The sequence below is a fragment of the Streptomyces sp. NPDC057702 genome (genome assembly GCF_042799315.1).
Classification (GTDB): domain Bacteria; phylum Actinomycetota; class Actinomycetes; order Streptomycetales; family Streptomycetaceae; genus Streptomyces.
Genome location: NZ_JBHVJC010000029.1, coordinates 35,755 through 58,209 on the forward strand (window position 1 = coordinate 35,755; position 22,455 = coordinate 58,209).

General features: G+C 74.2%; 20 protein-coding genes and 1 pseudogene. 8 read left to right on the forward strand and 13 right to left on the reverse strand.

What is annotated here, in order from left to right:
* Positions 1-27 precede the first annotated feature (27 nt).
* Positions 28-180 carry a hypothetical protein gene (locus tag ACFVFR_RS22150; RefSeq protein WP_176163936.1) on the forward strand — a complete coding sequence of 51 codons (153 nt, stop codon included), beginning with the start codon at positions 28-30 and terminating at the stop codon, positions 178-180.
* 154 nt (positions 181-334) lie between these two features.
* Here ACFVFR_RS22150 and ACFVFR_RS22155 read toward each other — a convergent pair whose 3' ends face one another.
* The 4 genes from ACFVFR_RS22155 to ACFVFR_RS22170 form a co-directional block, all read right to left on the reverse strand.
* Entirely contained in the window at positions 335-940 is a 606-nt protein-coding gene (locus tag ACFVFR_RS22155) for a MarC family protein (RefSeq protein WP_383704331.1), read from the reverse strand.
* Positions 941-1,306: 366 nt separating this feature from the next.
* Positions 1,307-2,194 (reverse strand): PHP domain-containing protein, encoded by an 888-nt coding sequence (locus ACFVFR_RS22160; protein WP_383704333.1) that lies wholly within the window; start codon positions 2,192-2,194, stop codon positions 1,307-1,309.
* A gap of 296 nt (positions 2,195-2,490) precedes the next feature.
* On the reverse strand, positions 2,491-3,129 hold the full coding sequence (locus ACFVFR_RS22165; RefSeq protein WP_383704335.1) for a DUF6758 family protein: 639 nt from the start codon (positions 3,127-3,129) through the stop codon (positions 2,491-2,493).
* 420 nt (positions 3,130-3,549) lie between these two features.
* Positions 3,550-4,152, reverse strand: coding sequence for a suppressor of fused domain protein (locus ACFVFR_RS22170; RefSeq protein ID WP_383704337.1), 603 nt, complete (start codon positions 4,150-4,152; stop codon positions 3,550-3,552).
* A gap of 488 nt (positions 4,153-4,640) precedes the next feature.
* Between ACFVFR_RS22170 and ACFVFR_RS22175 the strand changes: the two genes are divergently transcribed.
* Positions 4,641-5,765, forward strand: a complete 1,125-nt coding sequence (locus tag ACFVFR_RS22175; protein ID WP_383704339.1) for a magnesium and cobalt transport protein CorA — start codon at positions 4,641-4,643, stop codon at positions 5,763-5,765.
* Positions 5,766-5,826: 61 nt separating this feature from the next.
* Here the strand turns inward: ACFVFR_RS22175 and ACFVFR_RS22180 are convergent, their stop codons facing one another.
* A complete protein-coding gene (locus ACFVFR_RS22180; protein WP_383704341.1) occupies positions 5,827-6,786 on the reverse strand; it encodes a DMT family transporter in 960 nt (319 codons plus the stop codon).
* A 285-nt stretch (positions 6,787-7,071) separates the two neighbouring features.
* On the opposite strand from ACFVFR_RS22180, the gene ACFVFR_RS22185 reads away from it, so the two are divergent.
* Positions 7,072-7,692, forward strand: a complete 621-nt coding sequence (locus ACFVFR_RS22185) for a hypothetical protein (protein WP_383704343.1) — start codon at positions 7,072-7,074, stop codon at positions 7,690-7,692.
* A 112-nt stretch (positions 7,693-7,804) separates the two neighbouring features.
* Here ACFVFR_RS22185 and ACFVFR_RS22190 read toward each other — a convergent pair whose 3' ends face one another.
* The gene (locus tag ACFVFR_RS22190; RefSeq protein WP_383704345.1) at positions 7,805-8,641 is read right to left on the reverse strand and encodes an SDR family NAD(P)-dependent oxidoreductase; all 837 of its coding nucleotides are present in this window, start codon (positions 8,639-8,641) and stop codon (positions 7,805-7,807) included.
* A 217-nt stretch (positions 8,642-8,858) separates the two neighbouring features.
* A complete protein-coding gene (locus ACFVFR_RS22195) occupies positions 8,859-9,641 on the reverse strand; it encodes a hypothetical protein (RefSeq protein ID WP_383704347.1) in 783 nt (260 codons plus the stop codon).
* A gap of 460 nt (positions 9,642-10,101) precedes the next feature.
* On the opposite strand from ACFVFR_RS22195, the gene ACFVFR_RS22200 reads away from it, so the two are divergent.
* The 3 genes and pseudogenes from ACFVFR_RS22200 (at position 10,102) to ACFVFR_RS22210 (ending at position 13,517) form a co-directional block, all read left to right on the forward strand.
* A complete protein-coding gene (locus ACFVFR_RS22200; protein WP_383704349.1) occupies positions 10,102-11,415 on the forward strand; it encodes a magnesium transporter MgtE N-terminal domain-containing protein in 1,314 nt (437 codons plus the stop codon).
* Positions 11,405-11,884 (forward strand): annotated as a pseudogene (locus ACFVFR_RS22205) (DUF1003 domain-containing protein); the annotation flags it as partial. The gene ACFVFR_RS22200 and the pseudogene ACFVFR_RS22205, both read left to right, overlap by 11 nt.
* Positions 11,885-12,353: 469 nt before the next feature.
* Positions 12,354-13,517, forward strand: coding sequence for an Mrp/NBP35 family ATP-binding protein (locus ACFVFR_RS22210; RefSeq protein WP_383704351.1), 1,164 nt, complete (start codon positions 12,354-12,356; stop codon positions 13,515-13,517).
* A gap of 142 nt (positions 13,518-13,659) precedes the next feature.
* Here the strand turns inward: ACFVFR_RS22210 and ACFVFR_RS22215 are convergent, their stop codons facing one another.
* From ACFVFR_RS22215 to sigE, 5 genes are all read right to left on the reverse strand, one after another.
* Positions 13,660-14,358 (reverse strand): hypothetical protein, encoded by a 699-nt coding sequence (locus tag ACFVFR_RS22215; protein ID WP_383704353.1) that lies wholly within the window; start codon positions 14,356-14,358, stop codon positions 13,660-13,662.
* Between the two features lie 105 nt (positions 14,359-14,463).
* On the reverse strand, positions 14,464-14,913 hold the full coding sequence (locus tag ACFVFR_RS22220) for a sec-independent translocase (protein ID WP_383704355.1): 450 nt from the start codon (positions 14,911-14,913) through the stop codon (positions 14,464-14,466).
* Between the two features lie 439 nt (positions 14,914-15,352).
* On the reverse strand, positions 15,353-17,497 hold the full coding sequence (locus tag ACFVFR_RS22225; protein ID WP_383704357.1) for a S1C family serine protease: 2,145 nt from the start codon (positions 17,495-17,497) through the stop codon (positions 15,353-15,355).
* 200 nt (positions 17,498-17,697) lie between these two features.
* Complete coding sequence (locus tag ACFVFR_RS22230; protein ID WP_383704359.1) at positions 17,698-18,627, reverse strand: anti-sigma factor family protein; 930 nt, start codon at positions 18,625-18,627, stop codon at positions 17,698-17,700.
* Positions 18,624-19,400 carry an RNA polymerase sigma factor SigE gene (sigE, locus tag ACFVFR_RS22235; RefSeq protein WP_383704490.1) on the reverse strand — a complete coding sequence of 259 codons (777 nt, stop codon included), beginning with the start codon at positions 19,398-19,400 and terminating at the stop codon, positions 18,624-18,626. Before sigE ends, ACFVFR_RS22230 begins: the two co-directional genes overlap by 4 nt.
* Before the next feature lie 141 nt (positions 19,401-19,541).
* Between sigE and ACFVFR_RS22240 the strand changes: the two genes are divergently transcribed.
* A complete protein-coding gene (locus ACFVFR_RS22240) occupies positions 19,542-20,216 on the forward strand; it encodes an O-methyltransferase (protein WP_383704361.1) in 675 nt (224 codons plus the stop codon).
* Positions 20,217-20,967: 751 nt separating this feature from the next.
* Here the strand turns inward: ACFVFR_RS22240 and ACFVFR_RS22245 are convergent.
* The gene (locus ACFVFR_RS22245; RefSeq protein ID WP_003966491.1) at positions 20,968-21,135 is read right to left on the reverse strand and encodes a DUF3117 domain-containing protein; all 168 of its coding nucleotides are present in this window, start codon (positions 21,133-21,135) and stop codon (positions 20,968-20,970) included.
* Positions 21,136-21,627: 492 nt separating this feature from the next.
* On the opposite strand from ACFVFR_RS22245, the gene ACFVFR_RS22250 reads away from it, so the two are divergent.
* A complete protein-coding gene (locus ACFVFR_RS22250; protein WP_383704363.1) occupies positions 21,628-22,428 on the forward strand; it encodes an enoyl-CoA hydratase-related protein in 801 nt (266 codons plus the stop codon).
* Positions 22,429-22,455 lie beyond the last annotated feature (27 nt).

Genomic DNA, 22,455 nt, shown 5'->3' on the forward strand with positions numbered 1-22,455 from the left:
CAGGAGGATCAGACGAAGGGAGAAGCCTTGCGCTTCGAGATCATGCGCCTTGACGACATCGACGGCACCGCCGTGGAAAGCACTGTCGTAGACGCCGCCTCCGTCAACCGGATCGTGCAGCAGGCCGCCTCGGTGGGCCAGCGCATCTACATCCGTCCAGCCGACTCCGCGGCCCGGTAGCACGACCGGTCGCCCGCACGACGACGCACCTCGCACGCGAGACGCCCCCGTACCAGCACACGGTACGGGGGCGTCTTGGTCGCTCGTGCGCCAGCCGCCACACACCACTCCCCCGGGTAGGCGCGGGAGGCGCTGACGAGGGGCGGGCGGGGCGTCAGGCGGCCTGGATGAACTGGGTGATTCCGTTCGCGATTTGCTGGACCGCGATGGCCGACAGCATCATTCCGGCCAGCCGGGTCACCAGCACCACGCCGCCGTCCTTGATGACCCGGATGATCAGCAGCGAGTAGCGCATCACCAGCCAGAGCACCACGTGCATGGCCACGATCGCCGACCACACCGAGACCTGCCCGCCGAACCCGTCGGCGTGCTGCACCGCCAGGATCACCGAGACGATCGCGCCCGGCCCCGCCAGCAGCGGCATGCCCAGCGGCACCAGCGCCACGTTCACGTCCTTGGTCTGCGTCGGCTCCTCGGACTTGCCGGTCAGCAGGTCCAGCGCGATCAGCAGCAGGAGCAGCCCGCCGGCGACCATCAGCGCGGGTACCGAGACGTGCAGGTAGTCCAGGATCTGCTGGCCACAGATGCCGAAGAGGGTGATGACGCTGAACGCCACGGTCGCCGCCTGCCACGCCATCTTGCGCTGCGTCTTCAGCGGGCGCCCGGAGGTCAGCCCGAGGAAGATCGGCGTGATGCCAGGGGGGTCCATGATGACGAAGAGGGTAAGGAAGAGGGACCCGAAGAGAGCGAAGTCGAACACGATGTGCCTTGCGAGGAGAGAGCCGGGCCTGGGACAGGCCGAGGGGCGGAGCGGATGGGACGACGGGCCGCGCACGGGGGCCGGGCGGCGCGAGGGAACGGGGAAAGGACGGGGACGGTGGCCGGCGCGGGCCGCCGCCCGGACCCGTGGCGCGGACGGGCCGCCACGCGGCGACGCACGGCCGACCCCGGGGGCGTACGCGACCGGCCGCGGGCCCGCCGGGCGCGCGGGCGCACCGGGTCCCGGTCGGAGCCGGAGCGTGGTGCGCGGGCGCGGGTCGGCGGGCGGAGGCGGCGACCGGGCGCGGGCGACCGGCGCAGTGCCGGGGCCCGCTCACGGCGCGGGCGCTACGGGGCGCGGACGGGCTCAGCCACCGGCGCCCGGCACCGGGAAGGCGCCGGTCGCGCGGCGGATGATCTCGCCGTAGACCTCCGGGTCGGTGGTGTACTCGCCGAGGCGACAGGTCTTGCGGCTGCCGTGGTAGTCGCTGGAGCCGGTGGTCAGCAACCCGAGGTCGGCGGCCAGGCCGCGCAGCCGGGCGCGGGTCGGCTCGTCGTGGTCCATGTGGTCGACCTCGACGCCGTCCAGGCCCGCCGCCGCCAGCTCGGCTATCGCGCTCTCGGGCACGCACTGGCCCCGCTTGAGCGCCAGCGGGTGGGCGACGACGGTGACCCCGCCGGCGGCCTTGACCAGGCGGATCGCGTCGAAGGGGTCCAGCTCGTGCTTGTCGACGTACGCGCGCCCGTCGTTGGCCAGCCACTGCGGGGTGAAGGCGTCGGAGACGCTGGCCACGATGCCCAGCTCCACCATGGCCGCGGCCACGTGCGGCCGGCCGACCGCGCCGTCGCCGGCGATCCGGGCGACCTGCTCCCAGGTCACGGGCGCGCCGAGGGCGCGCAGCCGGTCCACCATGGCGCGGGCCCTGGGCTCCCGGTCGTCCCGGACGAGCTCGCGCTCGCGGGCCAGCTCGGGCTCCTCGGGGTCGAAGAGGTAGGCCAGCAGGTGCAGGCCGACGCTGTCGGTGCCCTCGTCGCCGGCCGGGGCCGGCAGGCGCAGCCGACAGGAGAGCTCGGCGCCGGTGACCAGCGTGAGCCCGGCCGGCAGCGCGCGGCGCGCCTCGGCGTATCCGGCCACGGTGTCGTGGTCGGTCAGGGCGACGACGCCAAGACCGTCGGCCGCGGCGTTGCGTACCAGCTCAGCGGGGGTGTCCGTGCCGTCGGACGCCGTGGAGTGGGTGTGCAGGTCGATGCGCACGACGCGGACTCCAAGGCGATCGATGGGGGCTACAGGGACGTCCTCACTGTACCGGGGCACAGCGGTGCCCCCGCTCACACAGGCGTACGAGCCGGACATCCCGCCCCGTGGTCCGCGCGCTCGCGCGTGGGTCCCCCGCCCCGCCGTCGCCGCGCGTCCACCCGGTGCAGAGTGCGCGGGCCCTGGCCCGTTCGCGTGGCGCCGGGCCGGTCCGCCGACGCGCTGTCGGCTCCCGCGCGCCGACCGCGCGGGCGCGGCGCGGGGCCTTCGGAGGCGGGGCCGGGCGGCAGCGCGCGTCAGGAGAGCACGCGGGGCGAGAGCGCGCCGCACGGCACCAGGTCCACCTCGGCCCCGGCGTCCCGCAGGTCGGTGAGCACGAACTCGTCGTAGAGCAGGAGTCCGGCCTGCTCGGGCCAGACGATGGCCCACAGCCACAGGCCGCGGGCCTCGCCGGCGAAGACGGCGCGGTCGTCGGGGGTGTCGCTGACGTGCCACAGCGGCGTGGGGCGGCCGGCGGCGAGCACCTTGGCCTGTGGGGGGCGGTCCACGCACATCGAGGGGCCGGGGTCCAGGCCGTCGATCCCCGCGTACCGGGCACCGAGGCCGACCCCGAGCTCCTCCGCGATCAGCAGCATCTCGCCGGGGCCACCCAGCGGCCCCGGGCCCGAGCAGGCCACGGCGGTGGCCCGGCCGCCGCTGCGGTCGTCGCCGGCGGAGGCGATGCCGGTGAACAGCCAGCCGACCGGCAGCGGCCACGGCATCCAGACCGGCACCTGGGCGCGGCCCACGACGACGGCGAGCGCCTCGACGCTCGGCGGCACGACCGGCTGGAGAGGGTGCACGGCACCGTGCGTGTCGCACTGCCAGGAGTCGGCGAACAGACCGGGCGCACGCACCCGGCCACCGCACTTCGGGCAAGTGGGTTCGCCCCTCATAGTCGTCCACGGTCCTCCCCGCGCGCCGTCGCGTCAAGGACGATCACCCGTCCGGCACGCCCACCGGGCGAAGCCGGGTGCCACCAGCACCGGTGAGCTGCCCTCACGCGACGCGCGGCCCCGATCAGCTCACTCCGGCCGACGCGCGGCCGAGGGAGCGGGGCACGCGCGACACCGGCGACGACGCCGGCGGGGCCCCCTCCGCACCCGACCGCGGTGGCCACCGCGCCCCCGCGCCGCGCCCCCGCGCCGCCCGGACGCCGAGCACGCGGCCACCGCACGCGTCAACTGGCCTACGCACAGCCCACGTTGAACCGCGCCGCACCGAACCCGCGTCGCGGAGTCGACGTGGGCTTGCTCACGCTCCGGGCCCGCGCACGAGGGCGAATCGGGCCTCCCCGTACCGCGTCTGAGGCGGCGTCAGTCCTCCAGCGAGACCGGGCGGCGAAGCGGGTCACGGAGGTCGGTGCCCCGGGCCAGCCAGCGCGCCTCCAGGGCGCCCGCGCCGTGCACCCGCTTCCACGCCGCCTCGTTCGCCGTCATCGGCAGCAGCGGCAGGAAGCGCACCGGATCCATCGGCGCGTCCAGCTCCAGGTCCTCGACCAGACCACCGGACTCGGCCACCAGCACCGAGCTGAACGGCGCCCCGGGCCACAGCGGTTCACCGATGTCCAGCGAACTGCCCGGCGCCACGATCACGCCCTCGACCTGCGGCGACGCGGCCAGTACGGCCAGCGGGCGCAGCGCCTTGTCGGTGTCGGCCCGGCGCGCGCGCACGGTCAGCAGCAGTTCGGCGCGGGGCCCGCGCACCGGGTCGGCCAGCGGGTCGGCGGGGTCCGCCATGGGCTGGCCCGACATGCCGAGCGTGGCGTACCGCACCACTTCCTCGGCGCCGGCGTCGTCTCCCGTGAAGCGCAGCACCTCGATGCGGTCGGTGCCGACGAAGGTGATGGCGGCGCGGGCGTCCGGCTCGCCCAGCGCGCCGCGCAGTCGGGCTTCGACCAGCTCAAGAACATTCGCCATGCGGCGAGCATAGAACCCGTATCGAAGAGGCAAAGCGGCACGCCGGGGTCATACACCCCTGGTAGCCTTGGCGCCTGATCAGGGACTTACGTCGTCCCCTACGGGGGACCGGCCGGAGGAGGTGGGGCTGCGGTGGACCCGAGTCGACCGTGCAGTACCGACTGTTCTCCCGTCCTCCCGCTCGGGACGCGCTCCTTCTCTTCGTGATCTGCAGCCTTCCGTACCCGGCTCTGACAGGGTGAAAACCCGCGCCGGGCAGGAAAGTTGAGGAGTCTTTCGCGCCCGCGCCATCTGTACGGAAGAGCATCTTCATCCGCTTCATTCCGTCTTTTCCGTGTTCCGTCACCCACGGAACACGTCAGCGCCCAGCTCACGGAGTGCCGTCCGCTTTGCGGACGTACGGCCCGATGACGCACCGTACGTCCACCTTCCGGATCGCGCTGCGCCCCGCGCTCTGCCGCTGACGACCGGCCCGCTGAGGAGTCCGTATGTCGATGATTCGTGACCTGCGCGCAGCCGTCCGCCCCGCCCTGCGGCGAGGGCATACCACCAGCGAGTACGACACCACCCGCCATCCGTCCGCCACCAGCGCCGTCGTGGACTGCGGCGTCTACCGGGACGGCCGGCGGGTCAGCGACCACGTCAGCCCGACCGAGGCGATGGCCCGCGTACGCGCCGACGGCGGCTTCGCCTGGATCGGGTTGCACGAGCCGACGGAGCGTGAGTTCTCGGGCATCGCCCAGGAGTTCGGGCTGCACCCGCTGGCCGTCGAGGACGCCGTCCACGCCCACCAGCGGCCCAAGCTGGAGCGCTACGACGACACGCTGTTCACCGTCTTCAAGACCATCCACTACGTCGAGCACACCGAGCTCACCGCCACCAGCGAGATCGTGGAGACCGGCGAGGTGATGTGCTTCACCGGCCGGGACTTCATCGTCACCGTCCGGCACGGGGGCCAGGGCTCGCTGCGCGCGCTGCGACACCGGCTCCAGGACGACCCCGACCTGCTGGGCAAGGGCCCTTCCGCGGTGCTGCACGCCATCGCCGACCAGGTCGTCGACGGCTACATCGCGGTGGCCGACGCCGTCCAGGACGACATCGACGAGGTCGAGATCGATGTCTTCTCGGCGACGAACGGGCCCGCCAAGGGCGGTCGCGCCTCCGCGCGCGGCGGCGACGCGGGCCGGATCTACCAGCTCAAGCGCGAGGTGCTGGAGTTCAAGCGGGCCGTCTCGCCGCTGCTGCGGCCGATGCAGTTGCTGAGCGAGCGCCCGATGCGGCTGGTGGACCCGGACATCCAGAAGTACTTCCGGGACGTGGCCGACCACCTGGCCCGGGTCAACGAGCAGGTGCTCTCCTTCGACGACCTGCTCAACTCGATCCTCCAGGCCAACCTGGCGCAGGCGACCGTCGCGCAGAACGAGGACATGCGCAAGATCACCGCGTGGGCGGCCATCATCGCGGTGCCCACGATGATCTGCGGCGTGTACGGCATGAACTTCGACCACATGCCGGAGTTGCGCTGGAAGTACGGCTATCCGGCGGTGCTCACCCTCATCGCGGGCATCTGTTTCACCATCCACCGCGGCTTCAAGCGCAACGGCTGGCTGTAGCGGCCGACGAGCCGCCCGGCCGGGGTGCGGGCACCCGGGCGCGCGGGGTCCGGCGGCGGGCTCAGTCGGCGCGTCTGGCACGGCCGTCCAGGACGACCAGGGCCAGGCCCAGCAGGATGATGCCGAGCGCCGGGTAGGCGACGGCCGGGGGGTGCTGGCCCAGCCACAGGGCGGCGATGAGCGCGGCCCCCGGTGTCTCCAGCAGGATGGCGGTCGAGGTGACGGCCGGGCCGAGGCCGCCCACCACCCGGTTCAGCAGCGAGTGGCCGAGCAACTGGGCGGTCACCGTCAGCACGGCCAGCTTCAGCCAGGTCGTACCGCTGTAGCCGCCGAGCCGCACGCCGGCGACCAGGCAGGCCGCCAGGAGCAGGGCGGCAGCGGTGGCGTAACAGACGCAGGTGTACGCGGTGGTGCCTACCGTGCGCCGCACCTCGGCGCCGAGCAGCATGTAGCCCGCTCCCGCCATGCCGCCCGCCAGGGCCAGCCCGTCGCCGGCCAGGGCGCGTGGCGAGAGCGAGAGGTCCACGCCGGTGAGCCAGAGCACGCCGAGGAAGGCCACCGTGATGCCCGCCCAGACCAGCCCCGACGAGCGGTGGCCGCCCAGGCGCAGCAGCACCGTGGTCCAGATCGGCGTGGTGGTGACCAGCGCGGTGGAGGAGGAGACCGAGGTCATGTGCAGGCTCGGCAGCCACACCCCGAAGTGCACGGCCAGCAGCGCGCCCGCGGCGGCCGACAGGCCCACCGCCCGCGCGCCCATCGCGCGCAGCTCGGCCCGGTGGCGTAGCAGCGCGAGCGGGGTCAGGGCGCCGACGGCCATCACGTTCCGCCACAGGGCGACGGCCAGGGCCGGGGCCGCGGTCGCCGCGATCAGTGGGGCCGACAGCGAGATGCCGGCGACGGCGACGCCGAGCAGGGTGAGGTCCAGCGGCGCCGGGCCGCCGCCGGTGGTGGTGCCGGGGGCGCCGGCGGTGGGACGCGGGGCGTCGCCACGTGACGTGGTCGATCGAACGCGCACGCGCACAGCGTACGGCGCGCGGCAGCGCGACGGCAGTGGCACCGCGTCGGCCCGAGCCCGTGCCGCGTACCCGTGGCCGTCACGCCCCGGCGCGTACCCCGCGCCGCCGCGCCGTCGCCCGGCCGGCGTTCCCTCGCGCGCCCGTCGTGCCCGCCCCGTGCCCCGGTTCGCTCCGCCCCGGTGTGCTGGGTGGGGCGTCCGCGCGGGCCGTTCACGCCGTCGGGGCGGGGGCGGGTCGGGTCGGTCGCCTGGCCGTCTGGCACGGCCGTGACCACCCCATAAGCTGGGTTCATGACGCACAGCGGGGAGCAGGCCCTCACGGATCGGGCCCTGATCGAAGAGGCGACGAAGAAGTCCGGCCTGATCTGGGTGCTGGGCGCGACCGGCGCCACCCGGAGCGCGCCGCGCGCGCTGTGGCACCTGTGGCACGAGGGGGCCGCGACGATCGTGGGCTCGTACACCTCGGGCGCGGGCTCCCCCGACGCCCGCGAGGACACCCCGGCGCGGGGCATGGGGCTCATGGAGCAGCCGCTGGACGGTCTGGGGCTGACCGACGGCGGTACGGCGACGGTCACCGTGCGCAGCAAGGACAAGGGTGGGCGCCTGGTGGGCTGGACGGCCCGGGTGGTGGAGCTGGCGCCGCGCAGCGAGGCGTGGGAGGCCGCCGTGGCCGAGCTCAAGCCCAAGCGGCTGAACGCCCCGGACTCGGCGCGGGTCGTCGAGCGCTGGGCGCGCGAGTGCCGGGTGCTGCGCCTGGAGCCGGCCCCCGCCCCGCTGGCCCCACAGCCGGACGGTTCGCTGGCCGCCGCCCCGGCCCCCACCCCGGCGACCACCCGCCAGCCGATGCCCGAGGCGCTGCCGAAGCTGCTGCGCCGCCGCGCCCGGGGGAAGACCCGTAGGAACCCGCGCTGAGCCCATCGCCCCGACATCGCGGGGACGGGAGCACCCGGCCGCGTACGCCGCCCGCCGTCGTCGGGAGCGCCGCACACGACCGGGCCCGGGGCACGGGCCGAGGCGCCGGGGATCAGGAGCGCAGGCCGCCGTCCACGCGCAGCACCGTGCCCGTCACGTACGAGGAACGGTCGCTGAGCAGCCAGGCGGCGGCCTCGGCGATCTCGTCGGGGTCGGCCGCGCGGCGCAGCGGGGTCTGCGCGTTGAGCCGTTCGATGGTGCCGGGTGACGCGGTGTCCCAGTCGTACATCATCTCGGTCAGCGTGGTGCCCGGGGCGATGGCGTTGACGCGGATGCCCTCGGGGCCGTAGGTGATGGCGGCGGACTCGGTGAGGCTGTTGACGGCCCGTTTCATCGCGCCGTACGTGGCCAGTTCGGCGTTGCCCATCAGGCTGCCGACGCTGGAGGTGTTGACGATGGCGCCCGCGCCCGCCGTGGCCCGTATCGCGTCGACCTCGGCGGCCATGGCCTGCCACGTGCCCTTGAGGTTGACGGCGTAGACGCGGTCGAAGTCGGCTTCCCGCACGCGTTCCAGGGGGCCGGGCGGGGCTCCGGTGGCCCCGTTGTTGAAGGCGACGTCGAGTCTGCCGTACAGCTCCACGGCGCGCTCGACGGCGGCGCGCACGCTGTCGGCGTCCGCCAGGTCGCACGAGGCGTACTCCGCCGTGCCGCCCGTGGCCCTGATGTCCTCGGTCACCGTCTTGAGTTCGTCCCGGGCCCGGGACGCGAGCAGCACGTGCGCCCCCTCCCGGGCGAACAGCCGGGCCGCGGCGGCGCCGATGCCCCGGCCGGCGCCGATGACTAACGCGACCTTGCCGGCCAGCAGGTCGCCGGAGGTCGGCGCGGCGGCGCCGCGTGGTGCGGTCAGCGGGGCGGAGGAGGGAACGGAAGTGCTGAGAGTGGTGTCCATAAGGGCAAGGCTAGGCAGCTCGATCGGGCACAGCCAGAGCCCGACGACACGTGGGGGACCGCCTTCCGGCTCGCCCCGCGCCGGGCCACTGGACGGCCGGGCGCCGGCCACCTTCCCGTAACCGGCCATCGATCCGACGAACCGAACTCGCCCCTTCTCAACGAGAGTTGACGCGGCGACGGCTTCCGTCGCGCGAGGGGCGGGAGTGCGCGGGGGTTCAGCCCTCGCTCTGCGGCAACTGGTGGCCGTAGTCGACCAGATCGCTCTTGGGGGGCGCGGTGAGGGCGAACTCCTTGTTCCAGTCGGCGAGTCGGATCACGCCGGCGCCGCCCGCGCGCTGGAGGCGCAGCGGGTAGGGCGTGCCGCGCAGCGAGACGTCGAGGGAGCCGCCGTTGCCCTGGTCGCCGGTGACGCGGATGGTCGGCACTCCGGCGACGTCGGCACGCTCGCCGCTGGTGATCTCCCCGTGCAGGCCGAGCAGCCCGTCGAGCAGCACGGTCTTGTCGGTGAAGCCGCTGAGCTGCTTGTACGAGGGGTCGCCGGCCGGGACCTTCACGTACTTGCCGTCCAGCTTCTTCGCCGCCGTGCGGTCCGCCTCGGTGCCCTGCCCGGTGCCCGCGCCGGCGGCGGGCGTGGCGTCACCCTTCTCGTGCGTCCAGAAGTCGGCCCCGGCCTTGAGGTAGAGGTCCTTGTCGATGCGCAGGAGCTGGAAGGTGCCGCCCTGGGTGGAGACCTGGCCCGTGCCGCCGTCGCCCTTGAGCCGCATGTCCAGGGTGTACGTACGGCCCTTGCTGACGACGTTGCCGGTCAGCCGCACCGCGCCGGCGCGCTGGGCGGCCTGGCGCGCCCTGGCCTCGATCGTCTCGGCGGGCAGCTTGCCGACGCCGTTGGTGCCCGCGTCGGGGTCCTTCTTCTCGCCGTCGCCGCCGCATCCGGCGAGCGTGGCGATGGCCAACCCCGCGCAGGTCGCCGCGGTGAGAGCCGTGTTCCAGGTGCGCACGTCCGCTGCCTCCTGATGCCGGTGCAGGGGGCAGCGTACCGGTGTCGCGGGGACGCGGTGGCGGCGCACCGTGGGGGAAGGTGAGGGGTTTCCCCACCTCGGCCGAGCGAAGTACCGCACCCTCTCCCGAAGCCGGCCAACCCCTGTATGCCGGACATCGGCCCCGATGGCCCCACGGCACACGCGGCGGGTGCGGCGGGGTGGGGGTCGGCGAGCGCGGCGCGGCGTGGTCGGCGGATGCGCCGCCCGCGAGGCAGTGCGGCATATCACCTGATATTCGTTGATTCGCGGGGCAGACGAGGTATACAGAGGTACCCGGGGCGTCCGGGTCTACGCGCCACCGTCGGGCGTCGGCCCCCTCCGGGTCCGCCCGCGACCCGGGCGTGTCCGCGAGCCCGGGTCCGCCCGCGCCCCGGGCACGTCCACGGCGCGGGCACGTCCGTGAAAGGAGGCGCGTGACATGGGAGCGGCAGCCCCCCGCGTGTTCGTCTCGCACCTGGCCGGCGTCGCCGTCTTCGACCCGAACGGGGACCCGGTGGGCCGGGTGCGCGACCTGGTGGCGATGCTGGGGCTGAGCGGCCGACCGCCGCGCGTCCTGGGCCTGGTGGTCGAGGTGGTCAGCCGACGCCGGATCTTCCTGCCCATGACCCGGGTCACCGGCGTCGAGTCGGGCCAGGTGATCACCACCGGCGTGGTCAACATGCGCCGCTTCGAGCAGCGTCCCACCGAGACCCTGGTCCTGGGCGAGCTCCTGGACCGCCGGGTGACCCTCGTGGAGACCGGCGAGGAGGTCACCGTCCTGGACGTGGCCGTGGCCCAGCTCCCCGCGCGCCGCGACTGGGAGATCGACAAGGTCTTCGTACGGCGCGGCAAGGCCCCGGCGCTGCGCGGCAGGTGGCCCGGCGGTGGCCGGCGTTCCGGCGAGGCGCTGACCGTCGAGTGGTCGGCGGTGACCGGCTTCTCCCTCGACGAGCAGGGGCAGGGCGCCGAGAACCTGCTGGCCACCTTCGAGCAGTTGCGCCCCGCCGACCTGGCCAGCGTGCTGCACCACCTGACGGCCAAGCGGCGCGCCGAGGTGGCCGCCGCGCTCGACGACGACCGGCTCGCCGACGTCCTGGAGGAGCTGCCCGACGACGACCAGGTGGAGATCCTGGGCAAGCTCCAGGAGGAGCGCGCCGCCGACGTGCTGGAGGCCATGGACCCCGACGACGCCGCCGACCTGCTCTCCGAGCTCCCCGAGGAGGACAAGGAACGGCTGCTGACGCTGATGCGCCCCCGGGACGCGGCGGACATGCGCCGGCTGCTGTCGTACGAGGAGCGCACGGCGGGCGGGCTGATGACCACGGAGCCGATCGTGCTGCTGCCGGACGCCACGGTGGCCGACGCGCTGGCCCGGGTACGCAATCCGGACCTGTCCCCCGCGCTGGCCGCGCAGGTCTACGTGTGCCGGGCCCCCGACGAGACGCCCACCGGCAAGTACCTGGGCACGGTGCACTTCCAGCGGCTGCTGCGGGACCCGCCGTTCACGCTGGTCAGCTCGCTGGTGGACAGCGACCTGAACCCGCTGCCGCCGGACACCGCGCTCTCGGAGGTGACCAGCTACCTGGCCGCGTACAACATGGTCGCCGCGCCCGTGGTGGACGCCAGCGGGTCGCTGCTCGGCGCGGTGACCGTGGACGACGTGCTCGACCACCTGCTGCCCGACGACTGGCGTGAGCGTGAGTTGCACGGCGCGGTCGTGCCCGGCCTGTCGGAGGTGACCGATGGCCGGTGAACGCGTCCGCCTGGACCAGCCGCGCGAACCCCGACGTAGCCTGCTGCCCCGCTGGGACCCGGAGGCGTTCGGCCGCGTCTCCGAGCGCACGGCCCGCTTCCTGGGCACCGGGCGCTTCATCGTGTGGATGTCGGTCGTCATCGTGATGTGGGTGGTGTGGAACACCACCGTCCCCGCCGGCCTGCGCTTCGACCGCTACCCCTTCATCTTCCTGACCCTCGCGCTCTCGCTCCAGGCGTCGTACGCGGCCCCGCTGATCCTGCTCGCGCAGAACCGGCAGGACGACCGGGACCGGGTCAACCTCGAACAGGACCGCAAGCAGAACGAACGCAGCATCGCCGACACCGAGTACCTGACGCGGGAGATCGCCGCGCTGCGGCTGGGCCTTGGCGAGGTGGCGACGCGGGACTGGATCCGCTCGGAGTTCGAGGACCTGGTCCGCGAGCTGGAGCGACAGCGCCCCACGCCACCGGCCCCCCTGCGGCAGCGCCCCCCGACCGAGCGCGAGCACGCGCGCGCCGGGGAGAACGCCGGCGAACGGGACCGACGCGGCCAGGAGCGGGACCGGCCGCCGGACGCCGACGGCGCGGCGGGGCGGGGCCGGGCTCGGGGCGGCGGCGGGAGCGGCGACCGGGGCGGTTCGCGAGGCGCCGGCGGTGGTGGTCACGACGGCCCGGCCGGCGGCGGCCCGGCGGATGGCCCAGGTTCGCCCGGGGACGGCGGCCACGCCGCCGGCCCGGGGCGCGGCCAGGGCGGGCCCGACGGCCGGCGCGGGTAGCCAACGGCGGGCCCACCGCGGGGGATCGGAGGCTCGACGGCGCGGGGCGGACCACCGCGCGGGAGCCCAGCTATTCCCGGCATACGGCGCCGGTCGGCGTGAGGAAAGCGACCGTCCACAGGCTTTCCCGCGCACCGCGCCCGCGCCGTACCATCGGGGCATGGCTACCGAAACGACCGGCCCACCCGCCGCTCCCGCCGAAGAGGCGGTCCGCGACGCTCTCGCGACGGTGAACGACCCGGAGATCCACCGCCCGATCACCGAACTCGGGATGGTCAAATCGGTAGAGATCTCCCCGGACGGGGCGGTCGCGGTCGCGGTCTATCTGACGGTCGCCGGCTGCCCGATGCGGGACACGATCACCTCCAGCGTGCGCGAGGCGGTGGCCGGGGTCCCCGGAGTCACCGACGTCAGCGTCGAGCTGGACGTGATGAGCGACGAGCAGCGCAAGGAGCTGGCCACCTCGCTGCGCGGCGGCCAGGCCGAGCGCGAGGTGCCGTTCGCCAAGCCGGGCTCGCTGACCCGGGTGTACGCGGTGGCGTCCGGCAAGGGCGGTGTCGGCAAGTCGTCCGTGACGGTCAACCTGGCGGCGGCGATGGCGGCCGACGGCCTGAAGGTCGGTGTCGTCGACGCGGACATCTACGGCCACTCGGTGCCGCGCATGCTCGGCGCCACCGGCCGCCCCACCCAGGTCGAGAACATGATCATGCCGCCGTCGGCGAACGGCGTGAAGGTCATCTCCATCGGCATGTTCACCCCGGGCAACGCCCCGGTGGTCTGGCGCGGGCCGATGCTGCACCGCGCGCTCCAGCAGTTCCTGGCGGACGTCTTCTGGGGCGACCTGGACGTCCTGCTGCTCGACCTGCCGCCCGGCACCGGCGACATCGCCATCTCGGTGGCCCAGCTGGTGCCCAACGCGGAGATCCTGGTGGTGACCACGCCGCAGCAGGCCGCCGCCGAGGTCGCCGAGCGCGCCGGGTCCATCGCCGTGCAGACCCACCAGAAGATCGTCGGCGTCGTGGAGAACATGTCCGGGCTGCCGTGTCCGCACTGCGACGAGATGGTGGACGTGTTCGGCACGGGCGGCGGTCAGACCGTCGCCGACGGCCTGACCCGCACGACGGGCGCGACGGTCCCGGTGCTCGGCGCCATCCCCATCGACGTCCGGTTGCGCGAGGGCGGCGACGAGGGCAAGCCGGTCGTGCTGAGCGACCCCGAGTCCCCCGCCGGCAGCGCGCTGCGCTCCATCGCCGGCAAGCTGGGCGGCCGTCAGCGCGGCCTGGCCGGCCTGTCGCTGGGCATCACCCCGCGGAACAAGTTCTAGGCGCCGTGGGCCTCGGGCACACCCGCCCGAGGCCACCCCGCCAGTGGGCCGCCACTTCGGGGGGCGCCACTCACACGGCGCGGGCCCGCGGCATGTCGAGCCCTCGCCTCGCCCGTGTCGTAACGTTTCTGGACCTATGGGGCTAGGCGTACGTCGTGATGTCCCTGACCACCGAGAAGCCGAGCCCGTAGGCGCTCATCCCGCGCCCGTACGCCCCCACGTGCACACCCTCACGGGCCGAGCCGGCCAGCACCCAGCCGTACTCGGACTCGCGGTAGTGGAAGTCGGTGGGCACCCCGTCCACGGGCAGCGTGAGCTGCGACCACGCGGAGCCGTCGAGGTCGTCGGCCAGCTCCCAGGCGATCGCGGTCTGCTGGTCGAGCCAGTCCTGCCGTAGCGCGCGCTCCATCTGGGACGGCCAGGTGCACGAGAGCAACCCCGAGCCCGCCAGCCACGCCGCCGAGGACACCGAGGTGGCCTCCAGCATGCCGGTGCCGTCCGCGCTGCGCCGCACCGGGCGGCTGGCCACCGTCACGACGACGGCGAACCGCTGCTTGTCCCGGCTCTCCGCGCTGGTCTCCACCTTCAGCGAGGGCACCTCGCCGTGCCCGGTGGCGCCGTGCTCCACGGTGCCGTCGGCCGCCGCGCCGACCCGCATCAGCCAGCGGGGCCCGGCGAACGCCTCGTCCAAGCCGTACCAGGGGAACGCGGCCAGCAGATAGTCGTCGACCTTCCTGCGCGCCTCGGCCGGCATGCCCGGGGTGGCCGGCGCGGTGTCCTCACCGGGCGCGCCCGGAGTCGCCGCCACGTCCTGCGTATCTGCCCGACTCGTCGTCTCCATCTGCGCGGAGCCTCCTCGTTGCCCTGCGTCGTGACGGCCCGCCCCCCTTCAGGCGACCTCACCTGGACACAGGGAGGATAGCCATACAGGTCGGCCCGAATGGGATCAGGTGGCGTCCGAGTCGAAGGGCGGCCGGTCGTCGGGCTCCGGCTTGTCCCGCTTGCGCAGCAGGTCAGAGCCGCCGGAGGCGCCTCCAGAGGGCGGTGCGGAGTCGACGCCGCCCGTGGTGTCGCGTGCCTGTGTCACATCGGAGACCTCGGCCATCTCCTTGCTGAAGTCGAACCCGTTGCGGATCTCCTTCAGACCGAGCTCGTCCTTGTCCAGCAGGTGCTTGCGGGCGAACGTCTTGGGGTTCAGGTCCTCGAACTCGAAGTCCTTGAACTCCGGACCCAACTCTGTCCGAATGTCTTCCTTCGCGCTGTCCGAGAACTCCCGGACCTTACGGATGAAACGGGCGGCATCCTGGATCACCTTGGGCAGCTTGTCCGGGCCGAAGATGAGCACCGCAAGGATGATGAGAGCGATTAGCTCTAGGGGTCCTATGTCGAAGAACACCTTGCAGCTCCTTGATGCGTCCGTGGCCGACGGTCCAGGCCATCCAACACGGTACCTGCCTCACGGTGTGGTACGGGAGACGGCCAGACCAACAACAGACCAAGCGCCACGCTCGGGTGCGCCTTGCGACTTCCGCCCCCGGCACGACACGCTCTCCGCCCCACACCGCCGCGCGACCCCGGAAACACCGCCCCGGCGCCCCCGACGCGCGCCGCGCGGCGTCGGGTCGTGCCTCTCCCGCACAGCAAACTCCGGGTGAAGCCGGTCGCACAACCCCGCCTCCGCCACGCCCGTACCGTCCCAGACGCCACACCCGCCCCGAACGAGCCACGCGCGAGCGGGCCCGTACCCGGCGATCCGCCGCACAGGACATCCCGCACGTCCCGGATGTCCGGAGTCACGCGAGCCCGGCGACGCGCGCCGGGCTCGCGCGGGGCCGTCAGCGCGGGACGTCGCTCGCGGCGCCCAACGCCAGTTCGACGACGCGCTCGTCGGCGCCCCGCTCCAGGGTCAGCCGCAGCCGGTCGCCGGGCCGGTGGCTGCGGATCTTCACGATCAGCTCCTGACCGCTGCGCACCGGGACGCCGTCCACCTTGGTGATCACGTCGCCCGAACGGACGCCCGCCTTGTCGCCGGGGCCGCCCTCGGTCACCGCGGGCCCGTCGCCACCGCTGTCGGCGACCCGCGCGCCGTCGCCCCGGTACTTCATGTCGAGCGTCACCCCGATCACCGGGTGCACCGCCTTGCCCGTGTTGATCAGCTCTTCCGCCACCCGCTTGCCCTGGTTGATCGGGATCGCGAAGCCCAGGCCGATGCTGCCGCCCTGACCGGTGCCGAGCCCGCCGTCGTCGGCCGCGCGGATGACGCTGTTGATGCCGATCACCCGACCCTTGGCGTCCACCAGCGGCCCACCCGAGTTGCCCGGGTTGATCGGCGCGTCGGTCTGCAGCGCGTCCACGTACGAGACGTCGCTGCCGTCCACCTTGTCGCCGCCCGCGGTGATCGGGCGTTCCTTGGCGCTGATGATCCCGGAGGTGACCGTGCCCGCCAGGTCGTACGGGGCGCCGATGGCCACCACCGGGTCACCCACCCGCACCGAGTCGGAGTTGCCCAGCGCCAGCGGCTTGAGCCCGGTGACGCCCCGCACCCGGATGACGGCCAGGTCGTACCCGGCGTCCCGCCCGACGATCTTGGCTCGCGCGCTCTGACCGCCGTTGAACGTCACCGATATGGCCGCGTCGGAGCCCCCCTGGTCGGCCGACTCCACGACGTGGTTGTTGGTCAGGATGTTGCCGCTCTCATCCAGCACGAAGCCGGTCCCGGTGCCCTGCGCGCCGGCCCCCTTGACGTGGATGGTCACCACGCTGGGCAGGGCCCGCGCCGCGATGCCGGCGATGCTGTCCGGGTCCCTGGCCTGCTTCGTCTCGGCCGGCGACTGCGGCAGGTGGATCTGCTCGGTGTCGTCGGTCCGCCGCTCCAGGTAAACGCCGATGCCACCGCCGACGCCGCCCGCCAGGAGCGCCAGCAGGAGCGCGCCGACCACGAGCGGCCCGCGCTTCCGACCCGCGCGAGAGGGGCCGGGGCCGGGCTGACCGACGCCGGCGGCGGAGGCCCGCCACGGGTCGTAGTGCTGCCACTGCACACCGGCGGGCGCCTCGGTCGGCGCCCCCGGCCCGGCGGGCGCCGGCGCGGCGAACGTCGGCGTCCCCGGCTGCTGGTGCTGCTGGTGCGCGGGGTAGGGCTGAGGTCCGGGCACGGGCTGGCCGGGCGCGGGGGCCGCCGGCATCGTGGTGCCGTGCGCGGGCGTCGTCCCGGGGTGCGGCGGGTGGCCCTGGTGCGGCGGTACGTGGGTGCCGTGGGCCGGCGTGGGCACCGGGTGCTGCACGGGTGGCGCGGGCGCCCACGGGCCCGGCTCGCCGTAGGGCGGGGTGCTGTAGGGGTCGGGCGCGTGCCGGGGGGTCCGACGCCCGGCCGACGCGGCCTCCCCGTCCTCGACGGCACCGTCCGACCGGGCCTCCGCCGCTTCGACACCGTCCGTGACAGCGCTGTCGGACGAGGGCGCGGAACCAGCCACACCCTTTGCCGACACCGCGCCGGGCACAGCGGCGCCCGGCACAGCGGCGGCGGGCTCCACGCCACCCGACTCCACGCCGCCCGACTCCACGCCATCCGGCCCCGCGTCGGCCGCTCGTACGGCATCACTCGACGCGGCGGCAGCGGGTCCGGCCGCGTTCGGCTCGGCGTCCACTGGCCGCACCGCGTCACCCGACGCCGCGACAGCGGGCTCAGCCGCAGTCGGCGCGGCCTCCGCTGGGCGTTCGGTGTCGCCGTGCCGCGTGTCCGCCGGGCGGGCCGGCGCGACCGGCGCGGCCGCCTTGGCCAGCTCGAAGTCGGCGCTGGGATCGGCGGGCGGCGGTGCCGTGGGCGCGGGGCCGGTCGGCGGCGCGGGGGCCTGCTCGGGCCCGGGCGTGGTCGGCTGGTCCGTCACGGCTGGCGGGTCCTCCACGGGTGGCTGTCCGGCGGGGCCCAGGTGCGGACGGCTCCACCACTTCGGCTTCGGCCTCGGGGTCTTCCCGTCGTTCATGCTCTCCCCACAGTTCGCCCGCGGTCCGGCGCGGGCCGCGCCTCGACGGGCGTGCTTCGGCGCACCCGGTCGGCGCGGCCCACCGGCGATTCAATCAGGTCTGCCCGAGCTCGCGCAGTGGACCGGCCACGCCGTTCCCCGGTCGGCCCGGTCGACGCCCCCGGCCACACACGGTGGTCGGGGGCGGTGTCGGTCGGTGGTCAGCGGGCGTTGCCGCCGCGCGGGTCGACGCCGGCACCGGTCAGTGGCGTCGCCTGGCTGGCCGGATGCGAGGGGACGTCCATATGGGTGGGCGCCGGCGCCGCGTTCCGCTCGCGCCCCCCGGGCTGGCCGGCCGACGACCGGGCCGCCAGCGACAGCACCGGCTGGATCAGCGGCGGCAGCGCGCTGCCCATCGAGTCCGACGGCGTCCCGTCCGCCCAGGACGGCACGCCGGGGTGGGTGGTCGCCGTGGGCGGCGGCGTGATGGGCCGGCCGGTGCGCGGATCGAGCTGCGCGGAGCGCTCTCCGCTGGCCGAGAAGAGCCCCATCGACCGACGCGCGCTCTCGTACAGCCCGGCCGTGGCGCCCTCACCGCCCTCCGTGCGCAGCGGCGTGATCGCGGTGCCGTTGCCCTCCGCCCGACCGCCGGGCGAGTCCACGGCGGCGTCCAGGGGCAGCGCGCCGCCGAGCGCGACGGCGGCCAGCGAGACCGCGCCGGCCGCGGCGAAGGCGAACCTCCGGCTGCGGGGCAGGGTGCGGTCCACCTCGTGTATCCGGAAGCCGCGCTCACGGGGAGCGGCGGCACCCGTGGGAAGGAACGCGAACGCCCCCTCCCGCAGGTCGAAGGGGTTCGGGTCGACGGCGGGGGCACCGAAGGGGGTGCGCTCGTCGTCGTCGCCGGCGAGCGGGCCGGCGGGCAGGTTCTGCAGCCGCGCGAGGAACCCCTCCGAGGGAGGGGGCGGGGCCGCCTGGGCGAACACGTTCTTCAGCCGTCGCTGTTCGTCCGCCTCGGCCTTGCAGCGAGGACACGTCGCCAGGTGCGCGAGCACACGCTCGCGCGCATCATGTCCCAGTTCGCCGTCGACCAGGGCCGCGAGGCGGTCGCCGAGGTGCTGCTCGGCGGGGGACTGACCGCCTGAACCGGTCACGCGATCCCGACCTCCCCGCTGAGCCCCGGCGCGACCGGGGACACGGAGGCGACCGCGCGCTGCTCGGCGCGGGCCGATGGGGAACGGTGCTGGAGGGCCTTGCGCAGGTGCGAGCGACCACGGTGGATACGGCTGCGCACGGTGCCGAGCTTGACGCCCAGCGTCGCGGCGATCTCCTCGTACGACAGGCCCTCGATGTCGCAGAGCACCACGGCGGCGCGGAACTCCGGTGCCAGGGTGTCCAGGGCCTGCTGCACGTCGGCGTCGAAGTGGGTGTCGTTGAAGTGCTGCTGGGGAGAGGGCTCGCGGCTGGGGAGCCGCTCGGCCGCGTCGTCACCGAGCGCGTCGAAGCGGATGCGCTGCCGGCGGCGGACCATGTCCAGGAAGAGGTTGGTCGTGATGCGGTGCAGCCAGCCCTCGAAGGTGCCCGGCGTGTACGTCGACAGGGAGCGGAAGACCCGGACGAACACTTCCTGGGTCAGGTCCTCGGCGTCGTGCTGGTTGCCGGTGAGGCGATAGGCGAGGCGGTAGACCCGTGCGCTGTGGGTGCTGACGATCTCCTCCCAGGTGGGAGGGGTCCACGCCTGCGAGTCCGCATCGGTGGCGAAAGTCGCGGTAGGTGCGGATTCGGTGGTGCGGAAACGGTCAGCGGTGTTCGTCACGGATTTCGGCTCGTCCGACGGCCCGCGAAAGCGCCTGAGCACTCTTCGGCCACCGGTCGTAGCCGCACCTCCCCTGTCGGCTCTGGTGGTCTCCAGTAGAGCCCCTACCATATCCACCTCGCCCGTTAGCTCCGGATAAGTATTTTTGACCTGCATTTGGACTCGATCGTTCACTGCTCGCTCGATCTATCCGTCACCTTTCAACGCCCGGTCCCATCTGCGGGTTCCCGAGCGCAGCGGATACAGTCACCGTTGCGTCAACTACGGGGACAGGAGAGGGCCATTACCGGCAACCGGCAGACGAGCTGGGCGTTCGCCGAGGCGTACGGCGTCGAGCACATCGACGACACGGCGCTGCGCTGGGCTCGCGAGCGGGCCCGGGAGGCGGGGCTGCGTTCGGTGTCCTCGGGCACGGGGGCCGCGCTGCGCCTGCTCGCCGCCACCGCCGACGCCAAGGCCGTGGCCGAGATCGGCACCGGCACCGGCGTCTCCGGCATCCACCTCCTGCACGGCATGCGGCCCGACGGCGTCCTGACCACGGTGGACCTGGAGCCCGAGCGGCAGCAGTTCGCACGCCAGGCGTTCCGCGCGGCGGGCTTCGCCGGAAACCGGGCCCGCTTCATCCCCGGCCGCGCCCTGGACGTCCTGCCCCGCCTGGCCGACGGCGGTTACGACCTCGTCTTCTGTGACGCCGATCGCTCCGAGTGCCTCGACTACCTCGCGGAATCGTTGCGCCTGCTGCGCCCCGGCGGGCTGGTCTGCTTCGAGGGCGTGTTCGCCGACGGCCGGACGGTGGAGTCGGCCGCCCAGCCGATGGAGGTACTGCGGCTGCGTGAGCTGCTGCGAGCCGTGCGCGAGTCCACGGTGCTCCAGCCCTCGCTCCTCCCCGTGGGCGACGGCCTGCTCTGCGCGGTCAAGCGCGGCTGACCCCGCCGCCCACCGCTGCCCCCGCCGCCCGCGCGGCCGACCCTCTCGTACGCGACCGTCTCCTACGCGACCGTCTCGCGGGCGACCGTCTCGTACGCGTCGATCGGATCCGCGCCGTCGCCCCGTACGCCCCTCGGCACCCACGGCCAGTGCCTCGTACACCGCCTCCGCCCGTACGTCACCGCCTGGCGCGCCGGCGGCGGCGCGCACGTCGGCCGCGCGCGGAACATCCGGACAGCACCACGCCACCCGCCACCCGCCCGCGTCGAGCGTGCCGAGGGGGCCGGGCCGCGCACCCCGAGGCGGAGGCGCGGCAGTGCGGCGGTAGAGACGAAGGTCACGCCCATGTGGGGCCGCGCGGGGTCGTCGGGGGCGCGGGGCCGTCGGAAAGAGGGGCGCGCGGGTGCGGCCTGGCCGGTCGACGGGGCTTGGGGCGCGCGGCCGGGCCGAGGCGTGCCGGGGCGCGCGGCGGGTGGGCCGGCGAGGCACGGGCGGGCCGGGCGGCGGGGGCGCGAGGGAGCGGCGCGCGGCGTGGCGGGCGCGGCTCGAAAGAGGAGGGCGGTGCGGCGCGGGCGCCGTCGGAGGTGGGCGGGTGCGCGGCGTGCGGCGCGGCGCGGGTGGGCGCGGCGCGCCGGTGCGGAAGTCGGGGGCGGGGTGACGGCGGGGGCGCGGGGGGCGTGAACGCCACTGCCCCGGTTGCTGGTTCGCACCAGTAACCGGGGCAGTACGCATGATCCTGTGGCCCGCGCTGCTAGCCGACGACCTTCTTCAGTGCGTCGCCCAGCGCGTCGGCCTCGTCCGGTGTCAGCTCGACGACGAGTCGACCGCCGCCTTCGAGCGGAACGCGCATGACGATGCCCCGCCCCTCCTTGGTCACCTCGAGCGGGCCGTCGCCCGTCCGCGGCTTCATGGCCGCCATGCTCGTTCCCCTTCCTGAAACCAGCTCATCGCAGCCGACAACCTAGGCGTCACCGGCATCGAACACATTGCTTCCCCGCCATTATCCCGCATGCAATGACCCGATGACCAACGGCGGCGGTGATCGCCTCCGCGGGCGACTCCCCCAAAACCACTCAATTCGGCGATCACGTCGCGATACTTCGCGGCGGCCCGGCCCGAACGGTAGGTCGGTTCTTTGACGCAGGTCACATGACGGACGTGCGGATCTCCGGCATGCTGAGCGCGGACCGCGGGAGCGTACACCGACCTCGCGACGCCGGCCGGCCGGGGTGATCGCGGCGGATCGGAACGCGAGGATCCGGGCGGCCGGGACACCATACGGTTCCGGCCGACCGCGTGGCCCGCGACCGGTCGCGGGCCGCCGGGCCCGGACGACACCGCCCGCACGCCCACCGGCCCGCGGCCCCGCGGGCGCGGCGGACCCACGGACCCATACGGAGGGACCCCATCCATGGCCGACACCGTGCTCTACGACGTGACCGACGGACTCGCGACGATCACCCTCAACCGTCCCGACGCCATGAACGCGCTCAACACCGAGCTCAAGGAGACGCTGCGGGACGTCCTGCGGCAGGCCGCCGACGACGCCGCGGTCCGCGCCGTGTTGCTGACCGGTAGCGGGCGCGCCTTCAGCGTCGGGCAGGACCTCAAGGAGCACGTCGAGCGACTGCACGACGACGCGGTGCGCGCCTCGGGGGCCACCATGGACACCGTCCGGGAGCACTACAACCCGATCGTCACGGCCATCGCCGGCATGCCCAAGCCCGTCGTCGCCGGGGTCAACGGCGTCGCGGCCGGCGCCGGCGCGGGCTTCGCGTTCGCCGCCGACTACCGGGTCGTCGCCGACACCGCCTCCTTCACCACGGCCTTCGCCGGGGTCGCCCTCAGCGCCGACTCGGGCGTCTCCTGGACGCTGTCCCGGCTCGTCGGCCACGGCAGGGCGGCCGAGCTCCTGCTCTTCCCCCGCTCGATCAAGGCCGCGGAGGCGGCTGCCCTGGGCATCGCGAACACGGTGGTCCCGGCCGCCGAACTCGCCGCCGAGGCCGAGAAGACCGCCCGCCGACTGGCCGCCGGCCCGACCCTGGCCTACGCCGCGATCAAGGAGTCCCTGGCCTACGCGGCCGGGCACACCCTGCCGGAGGCGCTGGCCAAGGAGGACGAACTCCAGGCCAGGGCGGGCGCGTCGGAGGACCACCGGATCGCCGTGGACGCCTTCGTGAAGAAGGAGAAGCCGACGTTCCTGGGGCGCTGACCGGCGCGTCCGGCCCGGGACCGCGCC

Excerpts from the sequence above, each read along its gene's own strand:
- ACFVFR_RS22185 (WP_383704343.1), top strand. The coding sequence starts at position 7,072 with ATGACGCACAGCGGGGAGCAGGCCCTCACGGATCGGGCCCTGATCGAA.
- ACFVFR_RS22250 (WP_383704363.1), top strand. The coding sequence starts at position 21,628 with ATGGCCGACACCGTGCTCTACGACGTGACCGACGGACTCGCGACGATC.
- ACFVFR_RS22245 (WP_003966491.1), bottom strand. The coding sequence starts at position 21,135 with ATGGCGGCCATGAAGCCGCGGACGGGCGACGGCCCGCTCGAGGTGACC.
- ACFVFR_RS22225 (WP_383704357.1), bottom strand. The coding sequence starts at position 17,497 with ATGAACGACGGGAAGACCCCGAGGCCGAAGCCGAAGTGGTGGAGCCGT.
- ACFVFR_RS22165 (WP_383704335.1), bottom strand. The coding sequence starts at position 3,129 with ATGAGGGGCGAACCCACTTGCCCGAAGTGCGGTGGCCGGGTGCGTGCG.
- ACFVFR_RS22215 (WP_383704353.1), bottom strand. The coding sequence starts at position 14,358 with ATGGAGACGACGAGTCGGGCAGATACGCAGGACGTGGCGGCGACTCCG.
- ACFVFR_RS22210 (WP_383704351.1), top strand. The coding sequence starts at position 12,354 with ATGGCTACCGAAACGACCGGCCCACCCGCCGCTCCCGCCGAAGAGGCG.
- ACFVFR_RS22200 (WP_383704349.1), top strand. The coding sequence starts at position 10,102 with ATGGGAGCGGCAGCCCCCCGCGTGTTCGTCTCGCACCTGGCCGGCGTC.
- sigE (WP_383704490.1), bottom strand. The coding sequence starts at position 19,400 with ATGGTAGGGGCTCTACTGGAGACCACCAGAGCCGACAGGGGAGGTGCG.
- ACFVFR_RS22170 (WP_383704337.1), bottom strand. The coding sequence starts at position 4,152 with ATGGCGAATGTTCTTGAGCTGGTCGAAGCCCGACTGCGCGGCGCGCTG.
- ACFVFR_RS22190 (WP_383704345.1), bottom strand. The coding sequence starts at position 8,641 with ATGGACACCACTCTCAGCACTTCCGTTCCCTCCTCCGCCCCGCTGACC.
- ACFVFR_RS22175 (WP_383704339.1), top strand. The coding sequence starts at position 4,641 with ATGTCGATGATTCGTGACCTGCGCGCAGCCGTCCGCCCCGCCCTGCGG.